The sequence below is a fragment of the Synechococcus sp. RS9909 genome (assembly GCF_014279595.1).
Classification (GTDB): domain Bacteria; phylum Cyanobacteriota; class Cyanobacteriia; order PCC-6307; family Cyanobiaceae; genus Synechococcus_C.
On record NZ_CP047943.1, the window covers coordinates 603,161 to 624,736 of the forward strand.

Below are 21,576 nucleotides of genomic sequence, written 5' to 3' on the forward strand. Positions count from 1 at the left end.
GGAACGTGTTCAGTAGACTCTCGCAATCCAAGCCCACCTCTGCATGGCGAACTCCTCACCCGTCTACGACTGGTTCCAGGAACGTCTTGAAATCCAAGACATCGCTGATGACATCAGCAGCAAGTACGTACCTCCCCACGTCAACATCTTCTATTGCCTGGGCGGCATCACCCTGGTGTGCTTCCTGATCCAGTTTGCGACTGGATTTGCGATGACCTTCTATTACAAGCCCACGGTGGCTGAGGCTTACACCTCGGTTCAGTATCTGATGACCGACGTCAGCTTCGGTTGGCTGATCCGCTCCGTGCACCGCTGGAGCGCCTCCATGATGGTGCTGATGCTGATCCTCCACGTCTTCCGCGTGTATCTCACCGGTGGTTTCAAGCGTCCCCGCGAACTCACCTGGGTGACGGGCGTCACCATGGCCGTGATCACGGTGTCGTTCGGTGTGACCGGGTATTCCCTCCCTTGGGATCAGGTGGGTTACTGGGCCGTGAAGATTGTGTCGGGTGTGCCTGCTGCCATTCCTGTGGTGGGTGACTTCATGGTGGAACTGTTGCGTGGTGGCGAGAGTGTGGGTCAATCCACGCTGACGCGCTTCTACAGCCTGCACACTTTCGTGATGCCGTGGCTTCTGGCCGTGTTCATGCTCATGCACTTCCTGATGATTCGGAAGCAGGGCATCTCAGGTCCCTTGTGATCGATTGCATTCGCTTCACAGTCTGAAGCAGATTTCGAACAGCTGTCTCTACCGTTTGTACAACCCCGTCTTTCATCATGCACATCCTCAAGAAGCCGGATCTTACTGATCCCAAGCTGCGGGCCAAGTTGGCCAAGGGCATGGGCCACAACTATTACGGAGAACCTGCCTGGCCTAACGATCTGCTATACATCTTCCCTGTCGTCATCCTGGGAACGATCGCCTGCATCGTCGGTCTGGCCGTTCTCGATCCCGCCATGCTCGGCGACAAGGCTGATCCTTTCGCCACCCCTCTGGAAATTCTTCCCGAGTGGTATCTCTACCCGGTTTTCCAGATTCTGAGGGTTGTTCCGAACAAGCTGCTCGGCATCGCGCTCCAGACCCTGGTTCCTCTGGGCTTGATGTTGGTGCCTTTCATTGAGAGCTTCAACAAGTTCCAGAACCCGTTCCGTCGTCCGGTTGCCATGGCGGTCTTCCTCTTCGGAACGGTCACCACGATCTATCTCGGCATTGGTGCAGCCCTGCCGATCGACAAATCCCTCACCCTCGGTCTGTTCTGATCCAATCTCTCGATCGCTTCGTTGCCCGGCTGACAGCCGGGCTTTTTTTATGGCTGCGCGGTGCTCGGTTGCAGCTCATCGAGGTCGAGCAGCTCCACATCGTCGGGATTGACCCGGAGAAAGTGGTGAAGCAGCAGAAACCCCACGATGGTCCAGGTCTGGTAAGTGCGTGACTGCTGTCCAACCCAGGTGCCGGTGGGGCCATCGAAGTATTCGGCCCACTGCTGCCGGGGCAACTGATTGAGGTGGCTCCAATAGCTCTCCTCCAGGAGTGCTTTCATCTGGCCCATCAACAGCACATCCGCGTGAGGGTTGCGCCGTTCATGCAGCAGGATCGAGGCGCCGAAGAACCAGAGCAAACTCGGCCAGTGGCCGCCGTTGTGGTAGCTCCAGGGCCAGTTTTTCGGATCCGATCCGGTTTTGTTCTGCCACTCGAGCCCATCCATCGGTGGGTGACAGATCCGCATCGGCATCTGCGCCATCAGATGGTCGCGGTTGTGGAGCACCAGTCGGAACAGGGCGCGCTGCTGCGGACTGGTGAGCAGGCCGAAGAGGCAGCCGAGCGAGTTGCCCAGGCTGTAGAAGCGGAAATCGGGTCGGCCTGTCCGCATGTTGCCGATCAGGTAGCCGCCCCGGTTTTCCAGCCAATCCTGCAGCCAGTCGGGAATCACCTGAGGCTGCACGTTGAATTCATTCTGATGTTGGTTCTCGCCATACTGCTCGGTGGGTCGCCGGCGCAGCACCTGCATGGTTTTGCTGGTGACCCAGTAGTGCTTGAGCAGAAAGCGCCGCAGATCGTGCACCCATTGGCGCGTCAGCACCAGGCGTTGGTCCAGCAGGCGGCTGTTGTGCTGGCTCCGCGACAGTTCCATCAGCTGGATGCAGCTGCGTAGAGAGCCGAAGAGCAGCACCTCCACTTCCAGCGGCGCCCCCCACACGTCCATGGGACGGTCGATCATGAAGGCGCAATCGGGAACAAACAGCACCGGTGTGCCCTCGAAGGTGGGATGCAGCACCAGATCGAGCAGGAGTTGGATCCCGCGTTGCACCTTCTGGCTCGACCCGAAGGCGTGATCACCACTGTGTTTCACGTACAGCCAGCAGAGCACCGGCCACCAGAGGCTGGCGTCCACGGAGGTGATCCGCCCGATGGAGCGCTGGCCGTAATCGGCGATCAGCTCCTGGTTTTCTTCCACAAAGCTGGTCGGGAACACGCCACGGGTCTGGTACGTGGTGCTCTGAAGGTCCAGGCACACACTCAGGAACTGCCGCACCACGTCGAAGCGCCTCTGGGTGAGCAGGTAGACCATCACCGGCACGTTGTCGCGCAGGAAGATTTCGCCGTAATTGAGGGCGCCATCAAGGCTGGGGTGTTCCAGGGCAGCGACGCTTCCCGCCAGGGATCCCGCCACGGGCACCAGGGTGCGTTCGAAATGTTCCCGGGCTTTCTGCACCACCTGGTCTTCCTTGGAGCTTGGCCGTACCCGTTGGTGCTGCTGGCTGAAGCGTCCTGCCATGGCGTTTTCACTCACCTCTCCTGTCAGGACCCTAGTGATTGCAGGCGATCTGGCCAGTGGAAGCAAGTCTGGAGATCTGCCCCTTGGGTTGAGTTGTTGCGTGTGTGGCGGTTGATGGGTTATGTTTTTGGACTGCGCGGGGGGCTGAGGCCTGAAGCGCAGCCGAGAGGCGGAGGAAGCGAGAGCTGCTTGCGTCAATCGGTGCTTACGAGACCGAGAGGAGCGATCCGCCGGTGTTGTAAGTTTCACAAGCGGTCGCGAGAGACCGCACCGCCCACCGCTCCTGAGGAGGGAGCGCGACGGCAGAACCTGGACAATCAAAAAGTTTAGGAACTGACGCTTTCATTGCGTCTGATCCGCGAGAGGAGCTGAGAGGCTTGTCTGTGTGGATGAGATGAGAAGCGATGAAGGTGTGAGGTCCCGTCAAACATTTTATGTTGCGTTGAAGTCATTCGCTGCAACAGGGAAGTTTTCACGAGCTTCTGTGTTGCCGGTGTGCGAAATGATGGAGCGACAAACCGGATCTGAGATTCTGGAAAGTCACGAGGGAGAGATTCTAAGTGCACTCTTTGAACCCTTCTATCAAAAGAAGGAGGCTTCAACTGCGATTGTGCATTTTAGTGCATGATTGTGGGTGATGCAAATCATTTTGAGTGTGTTGCTCGAGAGAGCAGGACGCAAGAGGAAATGATCTACAACGGAGAGTTTGATCCTGGCTCAGGATGAACGCTGGCGGCGTGCTTAACACATGCAAGTCGAACGAACCTTCGGGTTAGTGGCGGACGGGTGAGTAACGCGTGAGAATCTGCCCTCAGGAGGGGGACAACAGCTGGAAACGGCTGCTAATACCCCATATGCCGCGAGGTGAAATGAAATTCGCCTGAGGATGAGCTCGCGTCTGATTAGCTAGTTGGTGGGGTAAGAGCCTACCAAGGCATCGATCAGTAGCTGGTCTGAGAGGATGATCAGCCACACTGGGACTGAGACACGGCCCAGACTCCTACGGGAGGCAGCAGTGGGGAATTTTCCGCAATGGGCGAAAGCCTGACGGAGCAACGCCGCGTGAGGGATGAAGGCCTCTGGGCTGTAAACCTCTTTTCTCAAGGAAGAAGAACTGACGGTACTTGAGGAATAAGCCACGGCTAATTCCGTGCCAGCAGCCGCGGTAATACGGGAGTGGCAAGCGTTATCCGGAATTATTGGGCGTAAAGCGTCCGCAGGCGGCCCTTCAAGTCTGCTGTTAAAAAGTGGAGCTTAACTCCATCGTGGCAGTGGAAACTGTTGGGCTAGAGTGTGGTAGGGGCAGAGGGAATTCCCGGTGTAGCGGTGAAATGCGTAGATATCGGGAAGAACACCAGTGGCGAAGGCGCTCTGCTGGGCCATAACTGACGCTCATGGACGAAAGCCAGGGGAGCGAAAGGGATTAGATACCCCTGTAGTCCTGGCCGTAAACGATGAACACTAGGTGTCGGGGGAATCGACCCCCTCGGTGTCGTAGCCAACGCGTTAAGTGTTCCGCCTGGGGAGTACGCACGCAAGTGTGAAACTCAAAGGAATTGACGGGGGCCCGCACAAGCGGTGGAGTATGTGGTTTAATTCGATGCAACGCGAAGAACCTTACCAGGGTTTGACATCCTGCGAATCTCCTGGAAACGGGAGAGTGCCTTCGGGAACGCAGTGACAGGTGGTGCATGGCTGTCGTCAGCTCGTGTCGTGAGATGTTGGGTTAAGTCCCGCAACGAGCGCAACCCACGTCTTTAGTTGCCAGCATTCAGTTGGGCACTCTAGAGAGACCGCCGGTGATAAACCGGAGGAAGGTGTGGATGACGTCAAGTCATCATGCCCCTTACATCCTGGGCTACACACGTACTACAATGCTACGGACAAAGGGCAGCAAACTCGCGAGAGCTAGCAAATCCCATAAACCGTAGCTCAGTTCAGATCGTAGGCTGCAACTCGCCTACGTGAAGGAGGAATCGCTAGTAATCGCAGGTCAGCATACTGCGGTGAATACGTTCCCGGGCCTTGTACACACCGCCCGTCACACCATGGAAGTTGGCCACGCCCGAAGCCGTTACTCCAACCCTTGTGGAGGAGGACGTCGAAGGTGGGGCTGATGACTGGGGTGAAGTCGTAACAAGGTAGCCGTACCGGAAGGTGCGGCTGGATCACCTCCTAACAGGGAGACACACAATGATTTTGATGCCTGAGTATTTTTATTCTTAGGTCAAAATCCTGTCACCTTAGGTCGATCGGTACCTCAGCTTTGAGTTCATCAAATTTGTAGCAATACAAGTGAGGATGGAATCAATTTTTAGTTCCTAAACTTTGTCTAGGTCACACCCCAAAAGGGATGAGACTCCTGGGCCATTAGCTCAGGTGGTTAGAGCGCACCCCTGATAAGGGTGAGGTCCCTGGTTCAAGTCCAGGATGGCCCATTCGGTGTTGGGGGTTTAGCTCAGTTGGTAGAGCGCCTGCTTTGCAAGCAGGATGTCAGGAGTTCGAGTCTCCTAACCTCCACTGACCGAACGTGATCCCCAGCTTCTTGATTTTAGGAGTTGAGTGATTTTGGCGTGTGATTTGGATGTGTCCGCTGGCGACCCCAGCTTCCTGTCATTCTGAGATTCAATGATGAATTGAATTTTAGTTGATAAGATGCTGGGCTCGGATCAAGTGTCAACGTTATCGCGAGATAGCTTTGATGATTTGATTTGATGTCTGGCAGAACCTTGACAACTGCATAGGTGAGTCTGGAAAGAATAAAGCATCTCATGGATGATGCATTCTTTCAGCCTTGTGACCCGCAAGGGTGGCAATGAAGAGAGGATGTGAATTCTAGAGCAAGAGCCGAGACTCCATGATGTTCTTCTGCTTGTGTCGAGCAAGTGGGAGTTTGATTGTTGATTCAGTGATGAATCAGCGAGAATCTGTTTTCAACAACAGCAAGCATGATGGAGATTAATTTGGTCAAGCTACAAAGGGCTCACGGTGGATACCTTGGCACACAGAGGCGATGAAGGACGTGGTTACCTGCGATAAGTCTCGGGGAGCTGGAAACACGCTTTGATCCGGGAATTTCCGAATGGGGCAACCCCTAGAACGGCTACCTGAATCCATAGGGTAGCGCGAGCCAACCCAGCGAACTGAAACATCTTAGTAGCTGGAGGAAAGGAAAGTAAAAACGACTCCCTCAGTAGCGGCGAGCGAACGGGGAAGAGCCTAAACCGATGGTTTCGACCATCGGGGTTGTGGGACAGCAACGTGGACCAACAAACCTAGAAGAAGCGTTTGAATGGCGCGCCACAGAGGGTGAAAGCCCCGTATTCGAAAGGAGCGTTGGCCTAGCTGTATCCCGAGTAGCACGGAGCACGTGAAATTCCGTGTGAATCCGCGAGGACCACCTCGTAAGGCTAAGTACTCCTGTGTGACCGATAGCGAAACAGTACCGCGAGGGAAAGGTGAAAAGAACCCCGGGAGGGGAGTGAAATAGAACATGAAACCGTGAGCTTACAAGCAATGGGAGCCCGACTGATCGGGTGACCGTGTGCCTGTTGAAGAATGAGCCGGCGACTTATAGGCACTGGCGGGTTAAACCGGAAATGGTGGAGCCATAGCGAAAGCGAGTCTGAATAGGGCGTTTGTCAGTGTTTATAGACCCGAACCCGGGTGATCTAACCATGGCCAGGATGAAGCTTGGGTGATACCAAGTGGAGGTCCGAACCGACTGATGTTGAAAAATCAGCGGATGAGCTGTGGTTAGGGGTGAAATGCCAATCGAACCCGGAGCTAGCTGGTTCTCCCCGAAATACGTTGAGGCGTAGCGTCTCGTGCTCCAGCAGGGGGGTAAAGCCACCATTTCGGTGCGGGCTGCGAGAGCGGTACCAAATCGAGATGAACTCTGAATACCCTGTGTGTAGCGAGGCAGTCAGACTGTGGGGGATAAGCTCCATGGTCGAGAGGGAAACAGCCCAGACCGCCAGCTAAGGTCCCCAAATCAACGCTAAGTGATAAAGGAGGTGGGATTGCCCAGACAACCAGGAGGTTTGCCTAGAAGCAGCCATCCTCAAAGGAGTGCGTAATAGCTCACTGGTCGAGCGATCCTGCGCCGAAAATGAACGGGGCTAAGCGTTGTACCGAAGCTGCGGATTTATGGTAGGGGAGCGTTCCATGTGGGGTGAAGCGTTAGCGTGAGCGGGCGTGGACTGCATGGAAGTGAGAATGTCGGCTTGAGTAGCGAAAACATGGGTGAGAATCCCATGCACCGAAACCCTAAGGGTTCCTCCGGCAGGCTCGTCCGCGGAGGGTTAGTCTGGACCTAAGGCGAGGCCGAAAGGCGTAGTCGATGGATAACAGGTCAACATTCCTGTACCGGTTATGTTTTGGGAAGAGGGACGGAGAAGGCTAGCCAAGCCAGATGTTGGTTACTGGTTCAAGCGTTCGAGGCGTTGAGGATCGGCGAAAACGATCCGAGCTGAGGCGTGAGTACGAGCTGCTACGGCAGCGAAGTTGGTGACGTCATGCTTCCAAGAAAAGCTCTATACCCGTTAAGGCATAACTGCCAGTACCCGAAACCGACACAGGTGGGGTGGTAGAGAATACCGAGGTGCGCGAGGTAACTCTCTCTAAGGAACTCGGCAAAATGGCCCCGTAACTTCGGGAGAAGGGGTGCCAGCGCGAGCTGGTCGCAGTGAAGAGTCCCAGGCGACTGTTTACCAAAAACACAGGTCTCCGCTAAGTCGCAAGACGATGTATGGGGGCTGACGCCTGCCCAGTGCCGGAAGGTTAAGGAAGCCGGTCAGCGTAAGCGAAGCTGGCGACTGAAGCCCCGGTGAACGGCGGCCGTAACTATAACGGTCCTAAGGTAGCGAAATTCCTTGTCGGGTAAGTTCCGACCCGCACGAAAGGCGTAACGATCTGGGAGCTGTCTCGGAGAGAGGCTCGGCGAAATAGAATTGTCTGTGAAGATGCGGACTACATACACCCGGACAGAAAGACCCTATGAAGCTTTACTGTAGCTTGGTATTGTGCCCGGGCTCTGAATGCGCAGGATAGGTGGGAGACGTTGATTGAGTGCTTGTGGGTGCTCAGGAGTCAATGGTGAGATACCACTCTTTCAGAGCTAGGGTTCTAACGTTCACCCGTTATCCGGGGAGCGGACAGTATCAGGTGGGCAGTTTGACTGGGGCGGTCGCCTCCTAAAAGGTAACGGAGGCGCGCAAAGGTTTGCTCAGGCTGGTTGGAAATCAGCCGACGAGTGCAAAAGCAGAAGCAAGCTTGACTGTGAGACCTACAAGTCGAACAGGGACGAAAGTCGGCTTTAGTGATCCGACGGTTCTGAGTGGAAGGGCCGTCGCTCAACGGATAAAAGTTACTCTAGGGATAACAGGCTGATCTCCCCCAAGAGTTCACATCGACGGGGAGGTTTGGCACCTCGATGTCGGCTCATCGCAACCTGGGGCTGAAGTCGGTCCCAAGGGTTGGGCTGTTCGCCCATTAAAGCGGTACGCGAGCTGGGTTCAGAACGTCGTGAGACAGTTCGGTCCATATCCGGTGTATGCGTAGGAACATTGAGAGGATTTCTCCCTAGTACGAGAGGACCGGGAGGAACGCACCTCTGGTGTACCAGTTATCGTGCCAACGGTAAACGCTGGGTAGCCATGTGCGGAGTGGATAACCGCTGAAAGCATCTAAGTGGGAAGCCCACCTCAAGATGAGTGTTCCCATGGGGTAACCCAGTAAGGTCACGGGAAGAACACCCGTTGATAGGCTCTACGTGGAAGTCCAGTAATGGATGCAGCGGAGGAGTACTAATAGACCGAGGGCTTGACCAAACCATTGGTTCTTGCCTGAGAGACTTTCAATTCAATTCAGATGACGCAACGTTTGTTGCGAGAGCCTATGCAGTTCTCAGGGTTTACTCCCTAGAGAATTGAAACTATCCTGGTGTCCATGGCGCTGTGGTCCCACTCCGATCCATCTCGAACTCGGTTGTGAAACGCAGCAGCGGCGACGATATTTGGGGGGTAGCCCCCTGAGAAAATAGCTCGATGCCAGGTAAAACAATTCTCACTTCAACGCAACTGGATCGGAGCATTCCATCCTGTTGCGCAAAAAGCCACCCCGTGCGGGTGGCTTTTTTGTTGCCGGCAGCTGCGAACGCTACCGTTGGAGGGTGGTGTTGATGGTGGCGATCACCTGATCGAGCGAGGTGATCACGGTGTGTTGGCCCGGATCCTGATCAGGATTGCCTGGGCGCAGGCTGAACAAAACGTGCAATCCTGCGCTTTCCGCCGCATCGCATTCAGCGCCGCTGTCACTGATGAAGGTGATGCATTGGGGTTTGCATTGGAGCTGACTGCTGATCGCTGTGTAACTCGACGCTTCTTTTTTGTTGCCTGTGCGGGTGTCAAACCAGCCGCAAAAGAGTCCTCTTAGGTCGCCTGCTTCCGTATGGCCATAGAGCAATTGTTGGGCCTGGATGCTCCCGGAGGAATACACCGCCAGCTGCAATCCGGCCTGGTGCCATTGCTGTAAGCAACGGATGGTTTCTGGGTAGAACTCGGCCTGAATGGCACCGCATTGAAAGCCCTGCTTCCAGAGGTGGCCCTGCAGATCTTTGAGAGCTGTCGACTTTCTGTCGGCATCGATGAGATCGTGCAAATAGTGTGTGATGGCCTGCAATGATCCCCGTTTCGGCTCCTCCAGCTCACGCAGCTTGTGCTGCTGGCTCGGATCCGGATCCTGGTCCCATTCCTGCCAGGCCGCTTCCAGGATTGCGGCAATCTCTGGCTCTTGTCCATGCTCCTGCAGGAAGGATGCCAGGTGTTGGGAGGCATAGGGAAACAACACCTCGGCCACGAAGCTGATTGGGCAGGTGGTTCCCTCGATGTCGAGGAGCAGGTAGTGCGTCATGCGTTGCTCAGGTGAAGAAGCTGTTGCCGCCAGTGCAGGTTCAGCAGGAATTCCAGGATCTCCACATGGCGTTGGGCTGCTTCCAGCGTTTCTCCCCAGGCATACAGGCCGTGGCCAGCCACCAGCAAGCCATGGGCAGCGTTGGGCAAATGTTCAGCGGCGTTCTGGCTGAGCAGCTCCAGATTCTGGTGATTGGCGATGATGGGGATCTGCACTGAGGTGGCATGGGTGGTCACGCCAGCCAGTCCCTTGAGCATTTCCCATCCCTCCAGATGGATGCCGCCAAGGCTCTGGTGTTGCCTTGAGAGCAGTGTGGCGGTGAGGGAGTGGGTGTGGAGCACCGCACCGGCCTGGCAGTCATGGATGATCCGCAGATGGAGCAGCGTTTCCGCGCTGGCGACACCGCTTCCATCTACCACCGCGCCGTCACGATTCACCTGAATCAATTGGTCGGCCTGCACCCTGCCCTTGTCCACTCCGCTGGGCGCCATCAACAAGCGCAGCGGCTCCCGTTCGAGCACCAGGCTGAAATTTCCACCCGTGCCATCACACCAGCCCCGGCGGTGAAGCCGTTGGATCACATCCACCAGCTGATCCGCTGCCGTTGACACCTGCTGTTGCACCACGTCCTTCTTCCTGTCTTAGCGGCGCAGCGCGGTGTGAGCCGTCATTGCGGCTGGCAAACCGGACACCAGTGGGTACTGCGTCCAACCAGTTTCTGCCGTTCGATCGCTGTCCCGCAGCGAGGACAGGGTTGGCCTGTGCGCCGGTACACCGACGCCTGGCCTCCATAGTTGCCATTCACCCCTTCGAGATCGCGGAAATCGCTGAAGGTGGTGCCCCCGGCGCCAATGCTCAGTTCCAGCACCCGCACCAGGGCATCGCGCAATCGCCCCAGTTGATCCAGGTTGAGGCTGCCCGCGCGGATCTGGGGAGCAATCCCCGCGGCATGCAGGCTTTCATCGGCATAGATGTTGCCGGTGCCAGCCACAAGGCTCTGGTCGAGCAGGGCCGCTTTGATCGAGCGGGTCGAACCCTTCAGCTGCGTCTGCAAATACTTTGCATTGAACTCTGCGCTGAAGGGTTCGGGTCCCAGGGCTTGAAGTCCGGTGATCACCGACTCTGCGGCTTCACCCGGTGGCACCCACCACATTTGCCCGAAGCTGCGGAGATCGACAAAGCGCAGTTCATCTCCTGCTTGGTTCCAGAAGCGCACCCGGGTGTGCCTGCAAGGCGGCGTTGGGACGTTGTGCCATTGGAACTGCCCTGTCATGCGCAGGTGCACGCCCCACAAGCCAGCATCACCGCTTTCGCCTGGAGGTACCCCTGCCTCAGTGGGATGGAGCTGGGCAATCAGATATTTCCCCCGCCGTTGCCAACGGCCGACGCGACAGCCCTGCAGTTGCTTGACAAAACAATCAGGTCCGCCGGAACTCGCAATCGCCCGGTCCCGACAGACTTCTACGCGGTGAATCACAAACGCGTTGAGACGGTTCGTCAAACCACGACGAACCGTCTCAACTTCTGGAAGTTCCGGCAAGGGCCTCAGGCGGGCTCCAGCTCGGCCTCGGCGAAATTGTTGGTGTTGATGCCGCCCTCGGAGCCGGAGATACCGTTGTAGTTCACCTTCTCGAAGCGAACGACCACGGGGTATCGGATGCCAGAGGTGTCAACGGAGGCCACAGTGCCCACGTCGTTGAACCAGTAGGACTCAGGGCGCTTGATGCGCACCTTGTCGCCGCGGGAGATCGCCATCGCTGCGCTGAAACGGGATGCACAGGGAGCGTATCGCTGTCCGGGCGGAGGGGTGCAGGGAGCGTCACAGAATGTCGTTCGGCGTGGCAGCATCCAGCCCCGCCCGTTGCGCTTCCGTGAGTTCCAGCGTTCTTTCCGATCCACCGCCTCTGGAGCTCGATCTTCCCGATCCGGAGCGCGATGACATCAGCACGATGGAGTTTCTCGCCCAGCTCGAGCAGGCCTGGGCGGTGTGCGACCGATTCGATCTGCAGACCGAGATCTGGCGTGGTCGCATTCTGCGTGCGGTGCGTGATCGTGAAAAACGGGGTGGTGAGGGGCGTGGTGCCGGCTTTCTCCAGTGGCTGCGGGAGCGCGAGATCAGCAAGACGCGCGCCTACGGCCTGATTCAGCTCGCCGAGTCGGCCGATGACCTTGTGGGTGGGGGCATGCTCGAGGCCACGAGCGTCAATCAGTTCTCCAAGCGGGCGTTTCTGGAGACGGCCCAGGCGGCTCCGGAGGTGCAGCTGATGATTTCGGAAGCGGCGAATGAGGGGCAGGAGATCACCCGGAAGCAGGTGAGGCGTCTCACCGATGAATTCACCGCGGCCACCAGTCCGCTTCTGCCCGAGGAGATTCGCCAGCGCACCCAGGAGAACCTGCTCCCCCCCAAAGTGGTGGCGCCGCTGGTGCGTGAACTGGCCAAGTTGCCGGAGCCCCAGCAGGAGGATCTGCGCCGCGCCCTCCGCGACGAACCGGAGCTCGATCGGGTCAAGGATGTGACCAGCACCGCCCGTTGGCTTTACAAAGCGACTGAATCTGGCGTGGCGGTTCGCGCGTTTCAGCAGGGCGAGCTCAACCTGGAGAAAGCCATGCAGGAGGCGCAGCGTCTCGATGCCCTCGGTTTGCTGGCCGATGCGGTGGGCCAGGCCCAGGCCCTGGAGTCGGCCGTTCTCAAACTGCATACCTCCTGGCGCCGCCTTGGTGGTCTCCAGGAGCGTCTTTGGGTGGAGAGCGGCAGCAGCACGCCCCACCTTCGCGAGGTGTTGTCTGCGTTGCAAAGCCTCAGCGGCGCCACCCTGCGGGTGTCGCTGGGTGAACTCGCCGGCGGCAAGCGGGTGCGTCTGCAATTGGTGGAGGAAGCGCCCGACCAGCTGGAATCCCCCCTGACGCTCTGATCCTTTCACCAGATCTGGTGCTCGTTAAGGTGGGTGCGCTATCCGTGGTGTGCTTTGGATCCCCTGCTGGTCATGCTGCAGGAGCAGTTCGGATGGGATCGTTTCCGCTCCGGTCAGCGCCCCGTGATTGAGGCGCTGCTCGAGGGGCGCGATGCCCTGGCGGTGTTGCCGACCGGCGGCGGCAAGTCGCTCTGCTATCAGCTGCCGGCCCTGGTGCGGCAGGGGCTGGTGCTGGTGGTGTCACCGCTGGTGGCCTTGATGGAAGACCAGGTGCGCCAGCTGCGTCAACGTCAGATCGCTGCCGCCTGTTTGCATGCGGGTCTGGCCCCGGATCAGCGTCAGGCGGTGTTCCGTGATCTCGCGTCCGGTGCCTTGCGCCTGCTCTATCTGGCTCCGGAGCGGTTGCAGAGCCCCACGATCAAGGGGGTGATCGCCAGCACAGCTCAGGCTGGCCATCTGGTGGCCCTGGCCGTGGATGAGGCCCACTGCATCAGCGCCTGGGGCCACGACTTCCGCCCCGACTACCGCCGGCTTGGTGAGATCCGCGCCCACTGCCCCGGGGTGCCGGTGGTGGCCCTCAGTGCCACGGCAGCGCCCCAGGTGCGGGCCGATATCCTGCGTTTGCTCGCTCTGCAGCAGCCGCTCGTGCAGGTGGGCTCCGCCCGCCGCGACAACCTGCACTACGCGATGCGACGGCGTGCCAAGGATCCTCTCCCCGATGTGTTGGCTGCTCTGAAGGCGACCCGTGGCGCCGCCCTGATCTATGCCCGCACCCGTCGTTCGGTGGAGCAGTGGGCCGAGCGGCTGTGCGCGCAGGGCATCGAAGCGATTCCTTATCACGCTGGACTGGAGCCGGAGGTGCGTCAGCAGGCTTTGCGTCATTTCCTTGAGACGGAGCACCCCGTTCTCGTGGCCACCGTGGCTTTCGGGATGGGCGTGGACCGGCCTGATGTGGGTCTTGTGCTCCATCTCAACCTGCCGGCCACGCCGGAGGGGTATCTGCAGGAATCGGGTCGCGCCGGCCGTGATGGCTTGCCAGCCCAGTGTCTGGTGCTGTTTTCCCCGGGCGATCGCACCAGTCTCGGTTGGGCGATGCAGACCTCCTGGCGCCGCTCTGGAGCCGTGCTTGGGGCCGCGTCACTCGACGACTCGGACGACCGCCGGCGCCTGGAGCAGGCCCAGCAGAAGCTGCGTCGGATGGAGGCGGTGGCGGAGGGGGAGCAGTGCCGTCAGCAGGCCCTGTTGCTGGCGGTGGGGGAGGTGTCGCTGCCCTGTGGGCGCTGCGATCGCTGTCTGGGTCAGGGGCAAGGCCAAGACTGGTCTGAGCAGGCTCTGATGTTGCTGCAAGCGCTCGATCAGGAGCAGGGCAAGGATGTGCGCTCCCTGACGGAGGTGCTGGCGGGGCAGGAACCCCATCGCTGGGGCTGGCTGACCCGGCGTCTTGTGCAGGAGGAGTTGATCCGGGAAAGCGATGACGGCGCCCAGCGGCTGTCGCTGCGCCCAAGCGGGCGACGCTATCTGCGTCAGCCCTGGCCCCTGCGGTATGTCGCCTGAGCTCAGCCGCCTTTGGCGGTGCAGCGATCCTTCACCAGATCGTCTTCAAAGCTGGTCTGGGGAGCGCTCCAGTTCTTCCAGCCGCCGTCGGCACCGGTCACGTTGATTTTCTTGGCGCCGCAGTTCACCGCCACGTAAAGCGGTTTGCCATCGGCATTGAGTGTGGGGGCGACGTCGCTACCGCCCATGGATTGCCAGTTGGCCCAGTCCACCTGGAGGGGGCCGTAGGTGCGCCAGTCAGCGTCTTTCGGTTGCACCGTCTGGGCGGCGGGCGTGGCGGACGCTTTGGCGGTTTGCACCGGCTGGGCTGTTTGCGCTGGCTTGGCTGTTTGCGCTGGCTTGGCTGTTTGAGCTGGCTTCGTTGTTGCAGCCGGCTGGGCCGCAGGCGCTGGCTTGGCTGTTTGTGTTGGTGTCGCCGTGCTCCGCAGCATCAGCTTGGTTCCCACTTCCACCTTGTCGGGGTTGGCGATGCTGTTGAGCGATATCAAGGAGGCCACGGGCACCTGATACGCCTTGGCGATCTGCGTCAGGGTCTGGCCCCGGGCCACGGTGTGGGCACTGGCCTTTGGGTCTGCCTTGATGGGCACGGGTTTCGTCTTGGCCACCGTCTTGGCTTTCGGCTTCGGCAGCACGGCATTGCTGGGCAGCTTCAGGGTGTCGCCGAGCTCCACATGGTCGGCGCTGGGCAGGTTGTTGAGGGCGATCAGATCCTGTTCACTCACCCGATAGCGCAGGGCGATGACGCTGAGGGTGTCGCCGCTCTGCACCTTGTGCCGCCCGGACCCTGCCACCAGCCGCGGCCCGGGAACCTGAAGTCTCTGACCCACCTCCACGTGGTCGGCATTGCGGATCCCGTTCATCCGCATCAGAGCAGCCACCGAGATGCCATAGCGGGCGGCGATATCGGAGAGGGTGTCACCGGGCTTCACGGTGACACTGGTTGCCATGGCCTGCAGCGGCAGCAGAGCCGTCAGGGCCAGGGCGGCAACGAAGGTGCGGCGCATGCGTCTCGGTCGGCTGCGCGAACCATAAGGTGGCTCGCCACGGATGCCAGTCCTGCCTCAGCCGAGCAGACGCTTGAGCCAATCTCGCTTCACCCGGTAGGGCGGGTAGCGCAGGCGGACATCAAGGGCGAAGGGGCGGCGCAGCACGGAGCGTTCGTGGGAGAAGGTGCGGAAGCCCGCTTCACCGTGATACGTGCCCATGCCGCTGGGGCCCACACCCCCGAACGGCAGGTCGGGAACGCCCACCTGCATCACCACATCGTTGAAGCACACCCCACCAGAGCTGGTGCCGTTGAGCAGGGCCTGCTGCTCCTGGGCATGGCCGCCGAACAGATAGAGCGCCAGGGGTTTGGCCTGGCGGCGAATCCGGGCGATCGCCTCCTCAAGTGAGGCAACGCTGAGCAGCGGCAGCAGCGGACCGAACAACTCCTCCGCCATCAGCGGGTCGTGGTCGTCGCTCACCTGCAACACGGTGGGGGCGATCCGGCGGCTGGCGGTGTCGCTTTCACCGCCGATCAGCACCTGGCCCGCTTCCTTGGCGCCATCGAGTAACCGCTCGAGCCGCTCGTACTGGCGCGGGTTGATGATCCGGGCCAGATCAGGGGATTGCAGCGGGGCGTCGCCGTAGAACTCGCGCCGAGCCTGAGCCAGGGCCTCCAGCAGCTCCTCCCGGATGCTGTCTTGCACCAAGAGGTGATCGGGGGCGATGCAGGTCTGCCCCGCATTCAGCCCTTTGCCCCAGATTAATCGCCGGGCCGTCACCGCCAGATCCGCCCCTTCCAGCACCACCGCCGGGCTCTTGCCTCCCAGCTCCAGGGTCACCGGCGTGAGATGGCGGGCCGCTCCTGCGAGCACCCTGGCGCCGATCGCACCGCCGCCGGTGAAAAAGATGTGGTCGTAGCCCTGGTCGATCAGAGCCGCCGCCACAGCGCCGTCGCCTTCCACCACCTGCACCACGTCGCCCGGCAGATGCAGCGGCAGCAGGCGGCTGATCAGGGCGGCCGTGGCTGGAGCTTGCTCCGAGGGTTTGACCACGGCGGTGTTGCCGGCGGCCAGAGCACTGATCAGCGGTTGCAGCGTGAGGTGGAAGGGATAGTTCCAGGGTCCGATGATCAGCACGCAGCCGAGCGGCTCGCGAATCACCTCGGCTCGCCCTGGCTGCTGGGCCAGGGGCACGGCCACTCGGCGTGGGCGCATCCAGCGGCGCAGCTGCCGGCGGCAGAGTTTCAGCTCCTGACGCAGGGCCAGGATCTCCACCATCCCCTCCAGTTCCGGTTTGCCCAGGTCGTCGGCCAGGGCCTGAAGAATCTCCTGCTCGTGCGTCTCGATCAGGTTGGCGATGGCCTCGAGCTGCTGGCGTCGCCAGGCCTCCGGGCGGGTGTCGCCCCGATCCACGGCCTGGCGCAGTGTGGTGAGATCCGGCAGGGGCCGGCTGATCGCTGCAGGCGGGCTGGTCATCGCGCTCTCTCCGATGCCGCCATGCTCGCAATCCCGCGGCCCTGTCGTTGGCGCCCGGGGGTGACGCCCTCGGCCAACACGCCTAGCAAGTGGAGGAGTGACAGGGGAATCGCATGCAGCAGCCCTGGTGGAGCGGCGCCGTCATCTATCAGCTGATCGTGCGCAGTTATGCCGATGGCAACGGCGATGGCACGGGGGATCTCCAGGGTCTGTCCTCCCGGCTTCCCTACCTGCGTTGGCTGGGGGTGGATGCGGTCTGGCTGACACCGATCTATCCCTCTCCCCTGCAGGACGGCGGTTACGACATCACCGATTTCAAGGCGGTGCATCCCGATCTCGGCGATCTGGCCGCCTTTCACCGCTTTCTCACCGAGGCCCATGGCCAGGGCATCCGGGTGATTCTCGATCTGGTGCTGAATCACACCAGCACCCTGCATCCCTGGTTTCAACGCGCCCGCTGGGCCCCCAAGGGCAGCCTCGAACGGGATGTGTATGTGTGGAGCGATGACCCCCAGCGCTATGCCGACGCGCCCGTGCTCTTCCGGCATTTCGAAGCGTCGAACTGGGAATGGGATTCCGTGGCGGAGCAGTATTACCTGCACCGTTTTCTGCGGCATCAACCCGACCTCAACTACGACAACCCCCTCGTGCAGGAGGAGATGCTCGCGGTGGTGGATTTCTGGGTGGAGCGGGGTGTGGATGGCTTCCGCCTCGATGCCGTGCCCTTCCTGTTTGAAGAGGAAGGCTCTCGCTGTGAGGGATTGCCCCAGACCCACGCGTTTCTTCAGGTGATCCGGGAGCGGCTGGAGCAACAGGGCCGTGAGGTGCTCCTGCTGGGCGAGGCGATTCAGCCGGTGGAGGAGGCTGCGCCCTACCTCGTGGATGAGGAGCTGCACGGTGCCTTCAATTTCGTGCTCACCGCCCATCTGTTCGCGGCGATCGCCAGTGGCAGCACCCGGGATTTACGCCAGTGTCTGCAGGCGTCGCATCAGGCTGTGCCGGGGTGCCGCTGGGCGCTGCCGCTGCGCAACCACGACGAGCTGTGGCTGGGGGATGGCCACCTCGTTCCCGAGGAGGTGATCCAGACCATCCGCACCGGCCTGCATCAGGGGCAGGGGCACTGGCTCAACTGGGGGATCAACCGACGCCTGGCTCCCCTCCTGAACGGCGATCCCGGCTCCAATCGGGTGCTTCATGCCCTGCTCTACAGCCTGCCGGGGATGCCCTGTGTGTATTACGGCGATGAGCTGGGGATGGGCGACTGGCCCGGCCTGCGCGATCGCGATCCCAACCGCACGCCGATGGCCTGGACCCCCGCCCGCAACGGCGGGTTTTCCACCGCCCCCGATCCCCTGCTGGTGCTGCCCCCGATCACCGCTCCCGGCTACGACTATCGGGTGGTGAATGTGGAGGTGCAGAAACAGCTGCCCGGATCCTTGTTGAACTGGCATCGGCGCATGCTCACCTGCCGGCGACTGCTGCCGGCGTTGCGCAGTGGCGACTTTGCCCTGCTGCACTGTGCCCATCCCGCCGTGATCGTTTACGTCCGCTGCAGTGAGGCGATGACGGTGCTGGTGGCGGCCAACCTGTCGGCAGCGGGTGCCTCCTTCCGGCTTGACCTCAGTCGCTGGCAGGGGCAGCGCACCCGGGAGGTGCTCTGGGGCTGTGAGTTTCCCCCCGCCAGCACCGACTGGTTCGTGTATCTGCCAGCCCACGGGTTCAGTTGGTGGCTCATCGGTGAAGTGGATGCCATCAGCGATGAGCCCGGGGCTGAGCCGGATCCGGCCGATGGAGGCGAGGCGGTGATGCCGGCTTAGTGCTGCAGGTTGAGGCTGCCTTCCCGCTCAGACAGGGGCTGATCGGGGCGCGAGCGCTCCAGCAGGGCGGTGACCTCGGGCCTGAGCCTCTGGGCTTCCTGCTCATCCACCATCGCCAGTCGGCAGCGCCGGGCCAGCACATCGGTCACGCTGCGGGCATGCTCCCGTTCGATCGCATGACGCAGCTCACCCCGGCAGATCGGCATCACCGCGCTGAGGGGCTCCCGGTCGGCCTCGGGCCACTCGCTCACCCGCGCCACTGCCTCCAGGCCATGGGCCGCCTGGAGATGGTCGATCTGTTGGGGCTGCAGCGCGGTGTCGGGCAGCAGTTCCTTGAGCTGCTGCCGTTGCTCCGTCAAGCGCTGCGGCGTGCGCGTCGGGTCGGTGTCGGCGCCGAGCAGGGGCAGGGTGTTGGCGGCGGCAAGGGGCTGGCCCAACTGCTTTTCCACCGCCGCCAGGGTGTCGAGCGCCATCGGCCGGCACGTCGTCCACTTGCCTCCCATCACGCTCACCAGGCCGCAGGCCAGGGTCTCCACCTCGTGCTCCCGCACCACCCGGCTGCTGCTGCGGGAGGCATCCGCAGGGCGCAGCAGGGGCCGTCCTCCCGCCCAGCGGCTGCTGACGCGCGGCTCCTGAAGACCGGGGAACCAGCGCCTCACATAGTCGAGCAGGTAAGCGGTTTCATCGGCTGATGGCGCCTGGGCCTGCTCCAGGGGGCAGGGGGTGTCGGTGGTGCCCACCAGCGTCCGCCCGAAGAACGGCAGCATGAAGAGCACCCGTCCGTCATCGGTGGCCGGCAGGAGCAGCCCCAGGCCCTGCGGACAGAGGTTGGCCTCAAGCACCAGATGCATGCCCCGGCTCGTGAGCATGCGTGGCGGCAGGTCGGGGTCGGCCATGTGGCGAATGGCATCCGCCTGGATGCCGGTGGCATTCACCACGGCGCGGGCCGTCCAGTGCTCCTCCTCGCCGGAGCTGTTGCAGCTGAGGGCACCGGTGATCCCGCCCTGGCTGTTGCGTTCCAGGGCGGTCACCCGGCAGCCGGTGCGCACCACCGCTCCGGCCCGTTCAGCGGTGAGGGCCAGCAGCAGATTGAGACGCGCATCATCAAATTGGCCATCGCTGTAGGCGACCCCACCGCTGCTCTGCGCTCGGATCTGGGGCAGGGCCTCGTGCAACTGGCGGGCGGACAGCAGCCGGCTGGAGCCGATGCCACTGCGGCCGGCGAGGGCGTCGTAGAGGCCGAGGCCGATCCGGTAATAGGCCTGGCTGAACCAGTGGTCGGTGGGGAGGGCGAGTTCGAGGCGATGGGCAAGAAACGGGGCCTGCTGCAACCAGTGGCCGCGCTCCAACAGCGCCTCGCGCACCAGGCGCAGCTGGGCGGTGTCAGCTGTTTTGAACGCCAGCTCCAGATAGCGCACCCCGCCATGGAGCAGCTTGGTGCTGCGGCAGCTGGTGCCACCGCCGATGTCGTTGGCCTCCAGCAGGGCGACGCGCAGGCCGCGGCGCACCGCTTCGTAGGCGACGCTGGCCCCACTGGCGCCGGCGCCGATCACCAGCAGATCAAAGCCGGTGTTGTTGGTCATGGTGTCTGCTGTGGTCATCCGATCGCCTCTCCGTTGTGGTGGCTGCCGCTCCAATGCAGGCTGCGGCGCACGGCGTCATCCCAGCGCTGCCGCCAGCGGTGCCGCTGCTCGCCGTCGAGGTGGGGCATGAACACGTTGGCCCCCTCCATGCGTTGCGTCTGCAGGGCCCGCAGATCGCTCACGGCGCCGCACTGCACGCCAGCCAGCAGGGCCACCCCCCGGGCGGTGCTCTCCAGGCTGGCCGGCCGGCGCACCCGCAGGCCTGTGCTGTCGGCCTGCGCCTGCAGCAGGGGATCGGAGGCTGCCGCCCCCCCGTCGACGGCCAGTTCCCCGAGCCCCTGCCCCAGGGCCGTTTCCGCCAGATGCACCAGGGTGGCCACCGACAGGGCGATCCCCTCGAGGGCGGCCCGGGCGATATGGCGACGGTCGCTGTCGCGCGTGAGGCCGATCAGCAGACCGCGGGCCTCCGGATCCCAGTGGGGTGTGCCCCAGCCGGTGAAGGCGGGCACCAGCATCACGCCGGCGGACGAGGTCACCTGGGCCGCCAGTGTGTTGATCGCTTCGGCACTCTCGATGATCCCGAGGCCATCGCGCAGCCATTGCACGACCGTGCCGGCATTGAAGAGGCTGCCCTCCAGGCAATAGGTGGGGGTGCCATCGGCATCGGTCCAGCCCAGGCTGGTGAGCAGGCCGTCATGGGAGCGACGGATCACCGAGCCGGTGTTCACCACCAGAAAGGCGCCGGTGCCGTAGGTGCACTTGGCCTCGCCGGGATCCAGGCACAGCTGGCCGAGGGTGGCGGCCTGCTGATCGCCGAGCAGGGCAAGGATCGGCACGCCGGCAAAGGGCAGACCGCTGGCGATGGCCCCGAAGTCGCCGCGGCAGGGAACGAGCTCGGGCAAGGCAGACAGGGGCAGGCTGGCCTGGTCGCAGAAGGCGTCCACCCAGTGCCGCTGCTCCAGATCCATCAGCAGGGTGCGGCTGGCGTTGCTCATGTCGGAGCAGTGCCGCGTGCCGCCACTCAGATGCCAGAGCAACCAGCTCTCCACGGTGCCGAAGCAGAGGTCGTGGCGGGCCGCTGCCGCATTGGCGGCCGCCTCATGCAGCATCAGCCAGCGGATCTTGCTGGCGCTGAAGTAGGGATCGAGCAGCAGGCCGGTGCGTTGGCACCACTCTGCCTCCAGTCCCTGTTGCTTCCACTGCCGGCACAGAGCGGCGGTGCGACCGTCCTGCCACACCAGGGCCGGTCCGCAGGGGGCGCCGTCGCTGCGTTGCCACAGCACCGTGGTTTCGCGCTGATTGGTGATGCCGCAACAGCGCACGGCCTGGCGTTGCTCGGGGCTGAGGGCCTTCTCCAGCGCCGCCATTGCCTGGAGTTGGCTCTGCCAGATCGCCGCTGGATCCTGTTCGACCCAACCATCCGCCGGATAGTGGATCGCCAGGGGGGCAGAGGTACTCGCGATCAGGTGGCCCCTCGGATCGAAAAGGGCAGCCCTGGAGCTGCTGGTGCCCTGATCCAGAGCCAGGAGGAGGGGCGGTGAAGCCATGGCCGTGCCGTT

Annotated in this window: 14 protein-coding genes, 2 tRNA genes and 3 rRNA genes; 10 read left to right on the plus strand and 9 right to left on the minus strand. The window is 61.7% G+C overall.

Annotated elements, in window-relative coordinates; all coding sequences use genetic code 11:
* Nucleotides 1–43 precede the first annotated feature (43 nt).
* A complete protein-coding gene (gene petB, locus SynRS9909_RS03040) occupies nt 44–700 on the plus strand; it encodes a cytochrome b6 (protein WP_007100534.1) in 657 nt (218 codons plus the stop codon).
* Nucleotides 701–777: 77 nt separating this feature from the next.
* Entirely contained in the window at nt 778–1,260 is a 483-nt protein-coding gene (gene petD / locus SynRS9909_RS03045; RefSeq protein WP_007100533.1) for a cytochrome b6-f complex subunit IV, read from the plus strand.
* 47 nt (nt 1,261–1,307) lie between these two features.
* Here the strand turns inward: petD and SynRS9909_RS03050 are convergent, their stop codons facing one another.
* Nucleotides 1,308–2,777, minus strand: a complete 1,470-nt coding sequence (locus SynRS9909_RS03050) for a glycoside hydrolase 100 family protein (protein WP_007100532.1) — start codon at nt 2,775–2,777, stop codon at nt 1,308–1,310.
* A gap of 694 nt (nt 2,778–3,471) precedes the next feature.
* Here SynRS9909_RS03050 and SynRS9909_RS03055 point away from each other — a divergent pair.
* The 5 genes from SynRS9909_RS03055 (at nt 3,472) to rrf (ending at nt 8,833) form a co-directional block, all read left to right on the plus strand.
* Nucleotides 3,472–4,956: ribosomal RNA gene (locus SynRS9909_RS03055) — 16S ribosomal RNA — on the plus strand.
* Nucleotides 4,957–5,141: 185 nt separating this feature from the next.
* Nucleotides 5,142–5,215, plus strand: a tRNA-Ile gene (locus SynRS9909_RS03060).
* Between the two features lie 9 nt (nt 5,216–5,224).
* Nucleotides 5,225–5,297, plus strand: a tRNA-Ala gene (locus tag SynRS9909_RS03065).
* Nucleotides 5,298–5,742: 445 nt separating this feature from the next.
* Nucleotides 5,743–8,608: ribosomal RNA gene (locus tag SynRS9909_RS03070) — 23S ribosomal RNA — on the plus strand.
* Between the two features lie 108 nt (nt 8,609–8,716).
* Nucleotides 8,717–8,833 (plus strand): 5S ribosomal RNA (gene rrf, locus SynRS9909_RS03075).
* The 16S, 23S and 5S rRNA genes sit together here with 2 tRNA genes alongside, the layout of an rRNA operon.
* A gap of 103 nt (nt 8,834–8,936) precedes the next feature.
* Here the strand turns inward: rrf and mtnC are convergent.
* From mtnC to SynRS9909_RS03095, 4 genes are read right to left on the minus strand one after another with little or no spacing between them, the layout of a single operon-like run.
* Nucleotides 8,937–9,689: an acireductone synthase gene (mtnC, locus tag SynRS9909_RS03080; RefSeq protein WP_007100531.1), complete on the minus strand. Its 753-nt coding sequence runs from the start codon at nt 9,687–9,689 to the stop codon at nt 8,937–8,939.
* Nucleotides 9,686–10,315 (minus strand): methylthioribulose 1-phosphate dehydratase, encoded by a 630-nt coding sequence (gene mtnB, locus SynRS9909_RS03085; protein ID WP_007100530.1) that lies wholly within the window; start codon nt 10,313–10,315, stop codon nt 9,686–9,688. Before mtnB ends, mtnC begins: the two co-directional genes overlap by 4 nt.
* A 41-nt stretch (nt 10,316–10,356) precedes the next feature.
* Nucleotides 10,357–11,229: a DNA-formamidopyrimidine glycosylase gene (locus SynRS9909_RS03090; protein WP_038000817.1), complete on the minus strand. Its 873-nt coding sequence runs from the start codon at nt 11,227–11,229 to the stop codon at nt 10,357–10,359.
* A gap of 5 nt (nt 11,230–11,234) precedes the next feature.
* Entirely contained in the window at nt 11,235–11,444 is a 210-nt protein-coding gene (locus tag SynRS9909_RS03095; protein ID WP_007100528.1) for a photosystem I reaction center subunit IV, read from the minus strand.
* A 116-nt stretch (nt 11,445–11,560) separates the two neighbouring features.
* Between SynRS9909_RS03095 and SynRS9909_RS03100 the strand changes: the two genes are divergently transcribed.
* Both SynRS9909_RS03100 and SynRS9909_RS03105 read left to right on the plus strand, forming a co-directional pair.
* Nucleotides 11,561–12,601, plus strand: coding sequence for a hypothetical protein (locus tag SynRS9909_RS03100; RefSeq protein WP_007100527.1), 1,041 nt, complete (start codon nt 11,561–11,563; stop codon nt 12,599–12,601).
* A gap of 54 nt (nt 12,602–12,655) precedes the next feature.
* Nucleotides 12,656–14,155 carry an ATP-dependent DNA helicase RecQ gene (locus SynRS9909_RS03105; protein WP_007100526.1) on the plus strand — a complete coding sequence of 500 codons (1,500 nt, stop codon included), beginning with the start codon at nt 12,656–12,658 and terminating at the stop codon, nt 14,153–14,155.
* A 2-nt stretch (nt 14,156–14,157) separates the two neighbouring features.
* Here SynRS9909_RS03105 and SynRS9909_RS03110 read toward each other — a convergent pair whose 3' ends face one another.
* On the minus strand, nt 14,158–15,159 hold the full coding sequence (locus tag SynRS9909_RS03110) for a LysM peptidoglycan-binding domain-containing protein (protein ID WP_007100525.1): 1,002 nt from the start codon (nt 15,157–15,159) through the stop codon (nt 14,158–14,160).
* 57 nt (nt 15,160–15,216) lie between these two features.
* Nucleotides 15,217–16,617, minus strand: a complete 1,401-nt coding sequence (locus SynRS9909_RS03115) for an aldehyde dehydrogenase family protein (protein ID WP_007100524.1) — start codon at nt 16,615–16,617, stop codon at nt 15,217–15,219.
* Nucleotides 16,618–16,730: 113 nt separating this feature from the next.
* Between SynRS9909_RS03115 and SynRS9909_RS03120 the strand changes: the two genes are divergently transcribed.
* A complete protein-coding gene (locus tag SynRS9909_RS03120) occupies nt 16,731–18,434 on the plus strand; it encodes an alpha-amylase family protein (RefSeq protein WP_007100523.1) in 1,704 nt (567 codons plus the stop codon).
* On the opposite strand, the gene SynRS9909_RS03125 is transcribed toward SynRS9909_RS03120, so the two are convergent.
* Together SynRS9909_RS03125 and glpK are read right to left on the minus strand one after the other, a co-directional pair.
* Nucleotides 18,431–20,017, minus strand: coding sequence for a glycerol-3-phosphate dehydrogenase/oxidase (locus SynRS9909_RS03125; protein WP_007100522.1), 1,587 nt, complete (start codon nt 20,015–20,017; stop codon nt 18,431–18,433). The two genes, SynRS9909_RS03120 and SynRS9909_RS03125, sit on opposite strands and share 4 nt — an antisense overlap.
* A gap of 14 nt (nt 20,018–20,031) precedes the next feature.
* Complete coding sequence (gene glpK, locus SynRS9909_RS03130) at nt 20,032–21,564, minus strand: glycerol kinase GlpK (protein WP_038001565.1); 1,533 nt, start codon at nt 21,562–21,564, stop codon at nt 20,032–20,034.
* Nucleotides 21,565–21,576 lie beyond the last annotated feature (12 nt).

Coding starts and splice junctions, on each gene's coding strand:
- petB (WP_007100534.1), top strand. CDS start 44: ATGGCGAACTCCTCACCCGTCTACGACTGGTTCCAGGAACGTCTTGAA.
- petD (WP_007100533.1), top strand. CDS start 778: ATGCACATCCTCAAGAAGCCGGATCTTACTGATCCCAAGCTGCGGGCC.
- SynRS9909_RS03050 (WP_007100532.1), bottom strand. CDS start 2,777: ATGGCAGGACGCTTCAGCCAGCAGCACCAACGGGTACGGCCAAGCTCC.
- mtnC (WP_007100531.1), bottom strand. CDS start 9,689: ATGACGCACTACCTGCTCCTCGACATCGAGGGAACCACCTGCCCAATC.
- SynRS9909_RS03095 (WP_007100528.1), bottom strand. CDS start 11,444: ATGGCGATCTCCCGCGGCGACAAGGTGCGCATCAAGCGCCCTGAGTCC.
- SynRS9909_RS03110 (WP_007100525.1), bottom strand. CDS start 15,159: ATGCGCCGCACCTTCGTTGCCGCCCTGGCCCTGACGGCTCTGCTGCCG.
- SynRS9909_RS03115 (WP_007100524.1), bottom strand. CDS start 16,617: ATGACCAGCCCGCCTGCAGCGATCAGCCGGCCCCTGCCGGATCTCACC.
- SynRS9909_RS03120 (WP_007100523.1), top strand. CDS start 16,731: ATGCAGCAGCCCTGGTGGAGCGGCGCCGTCATCTATCAGCTGATCGTG.
- SynRS9909_RS03125 (WP_007100522.1), bottom strand. CDS start 20,017: ATGACCAACAACACCGGCTTTGATCTGCTGGTGATCGGCGCCGGCGCC.
- glpK (WP_038001565.1), bottom strand. CDS start 21,564: ATGGCTTCACCGCCCCTCCTCCTGGCTCTGGATCAGGGCACCAGCAGC.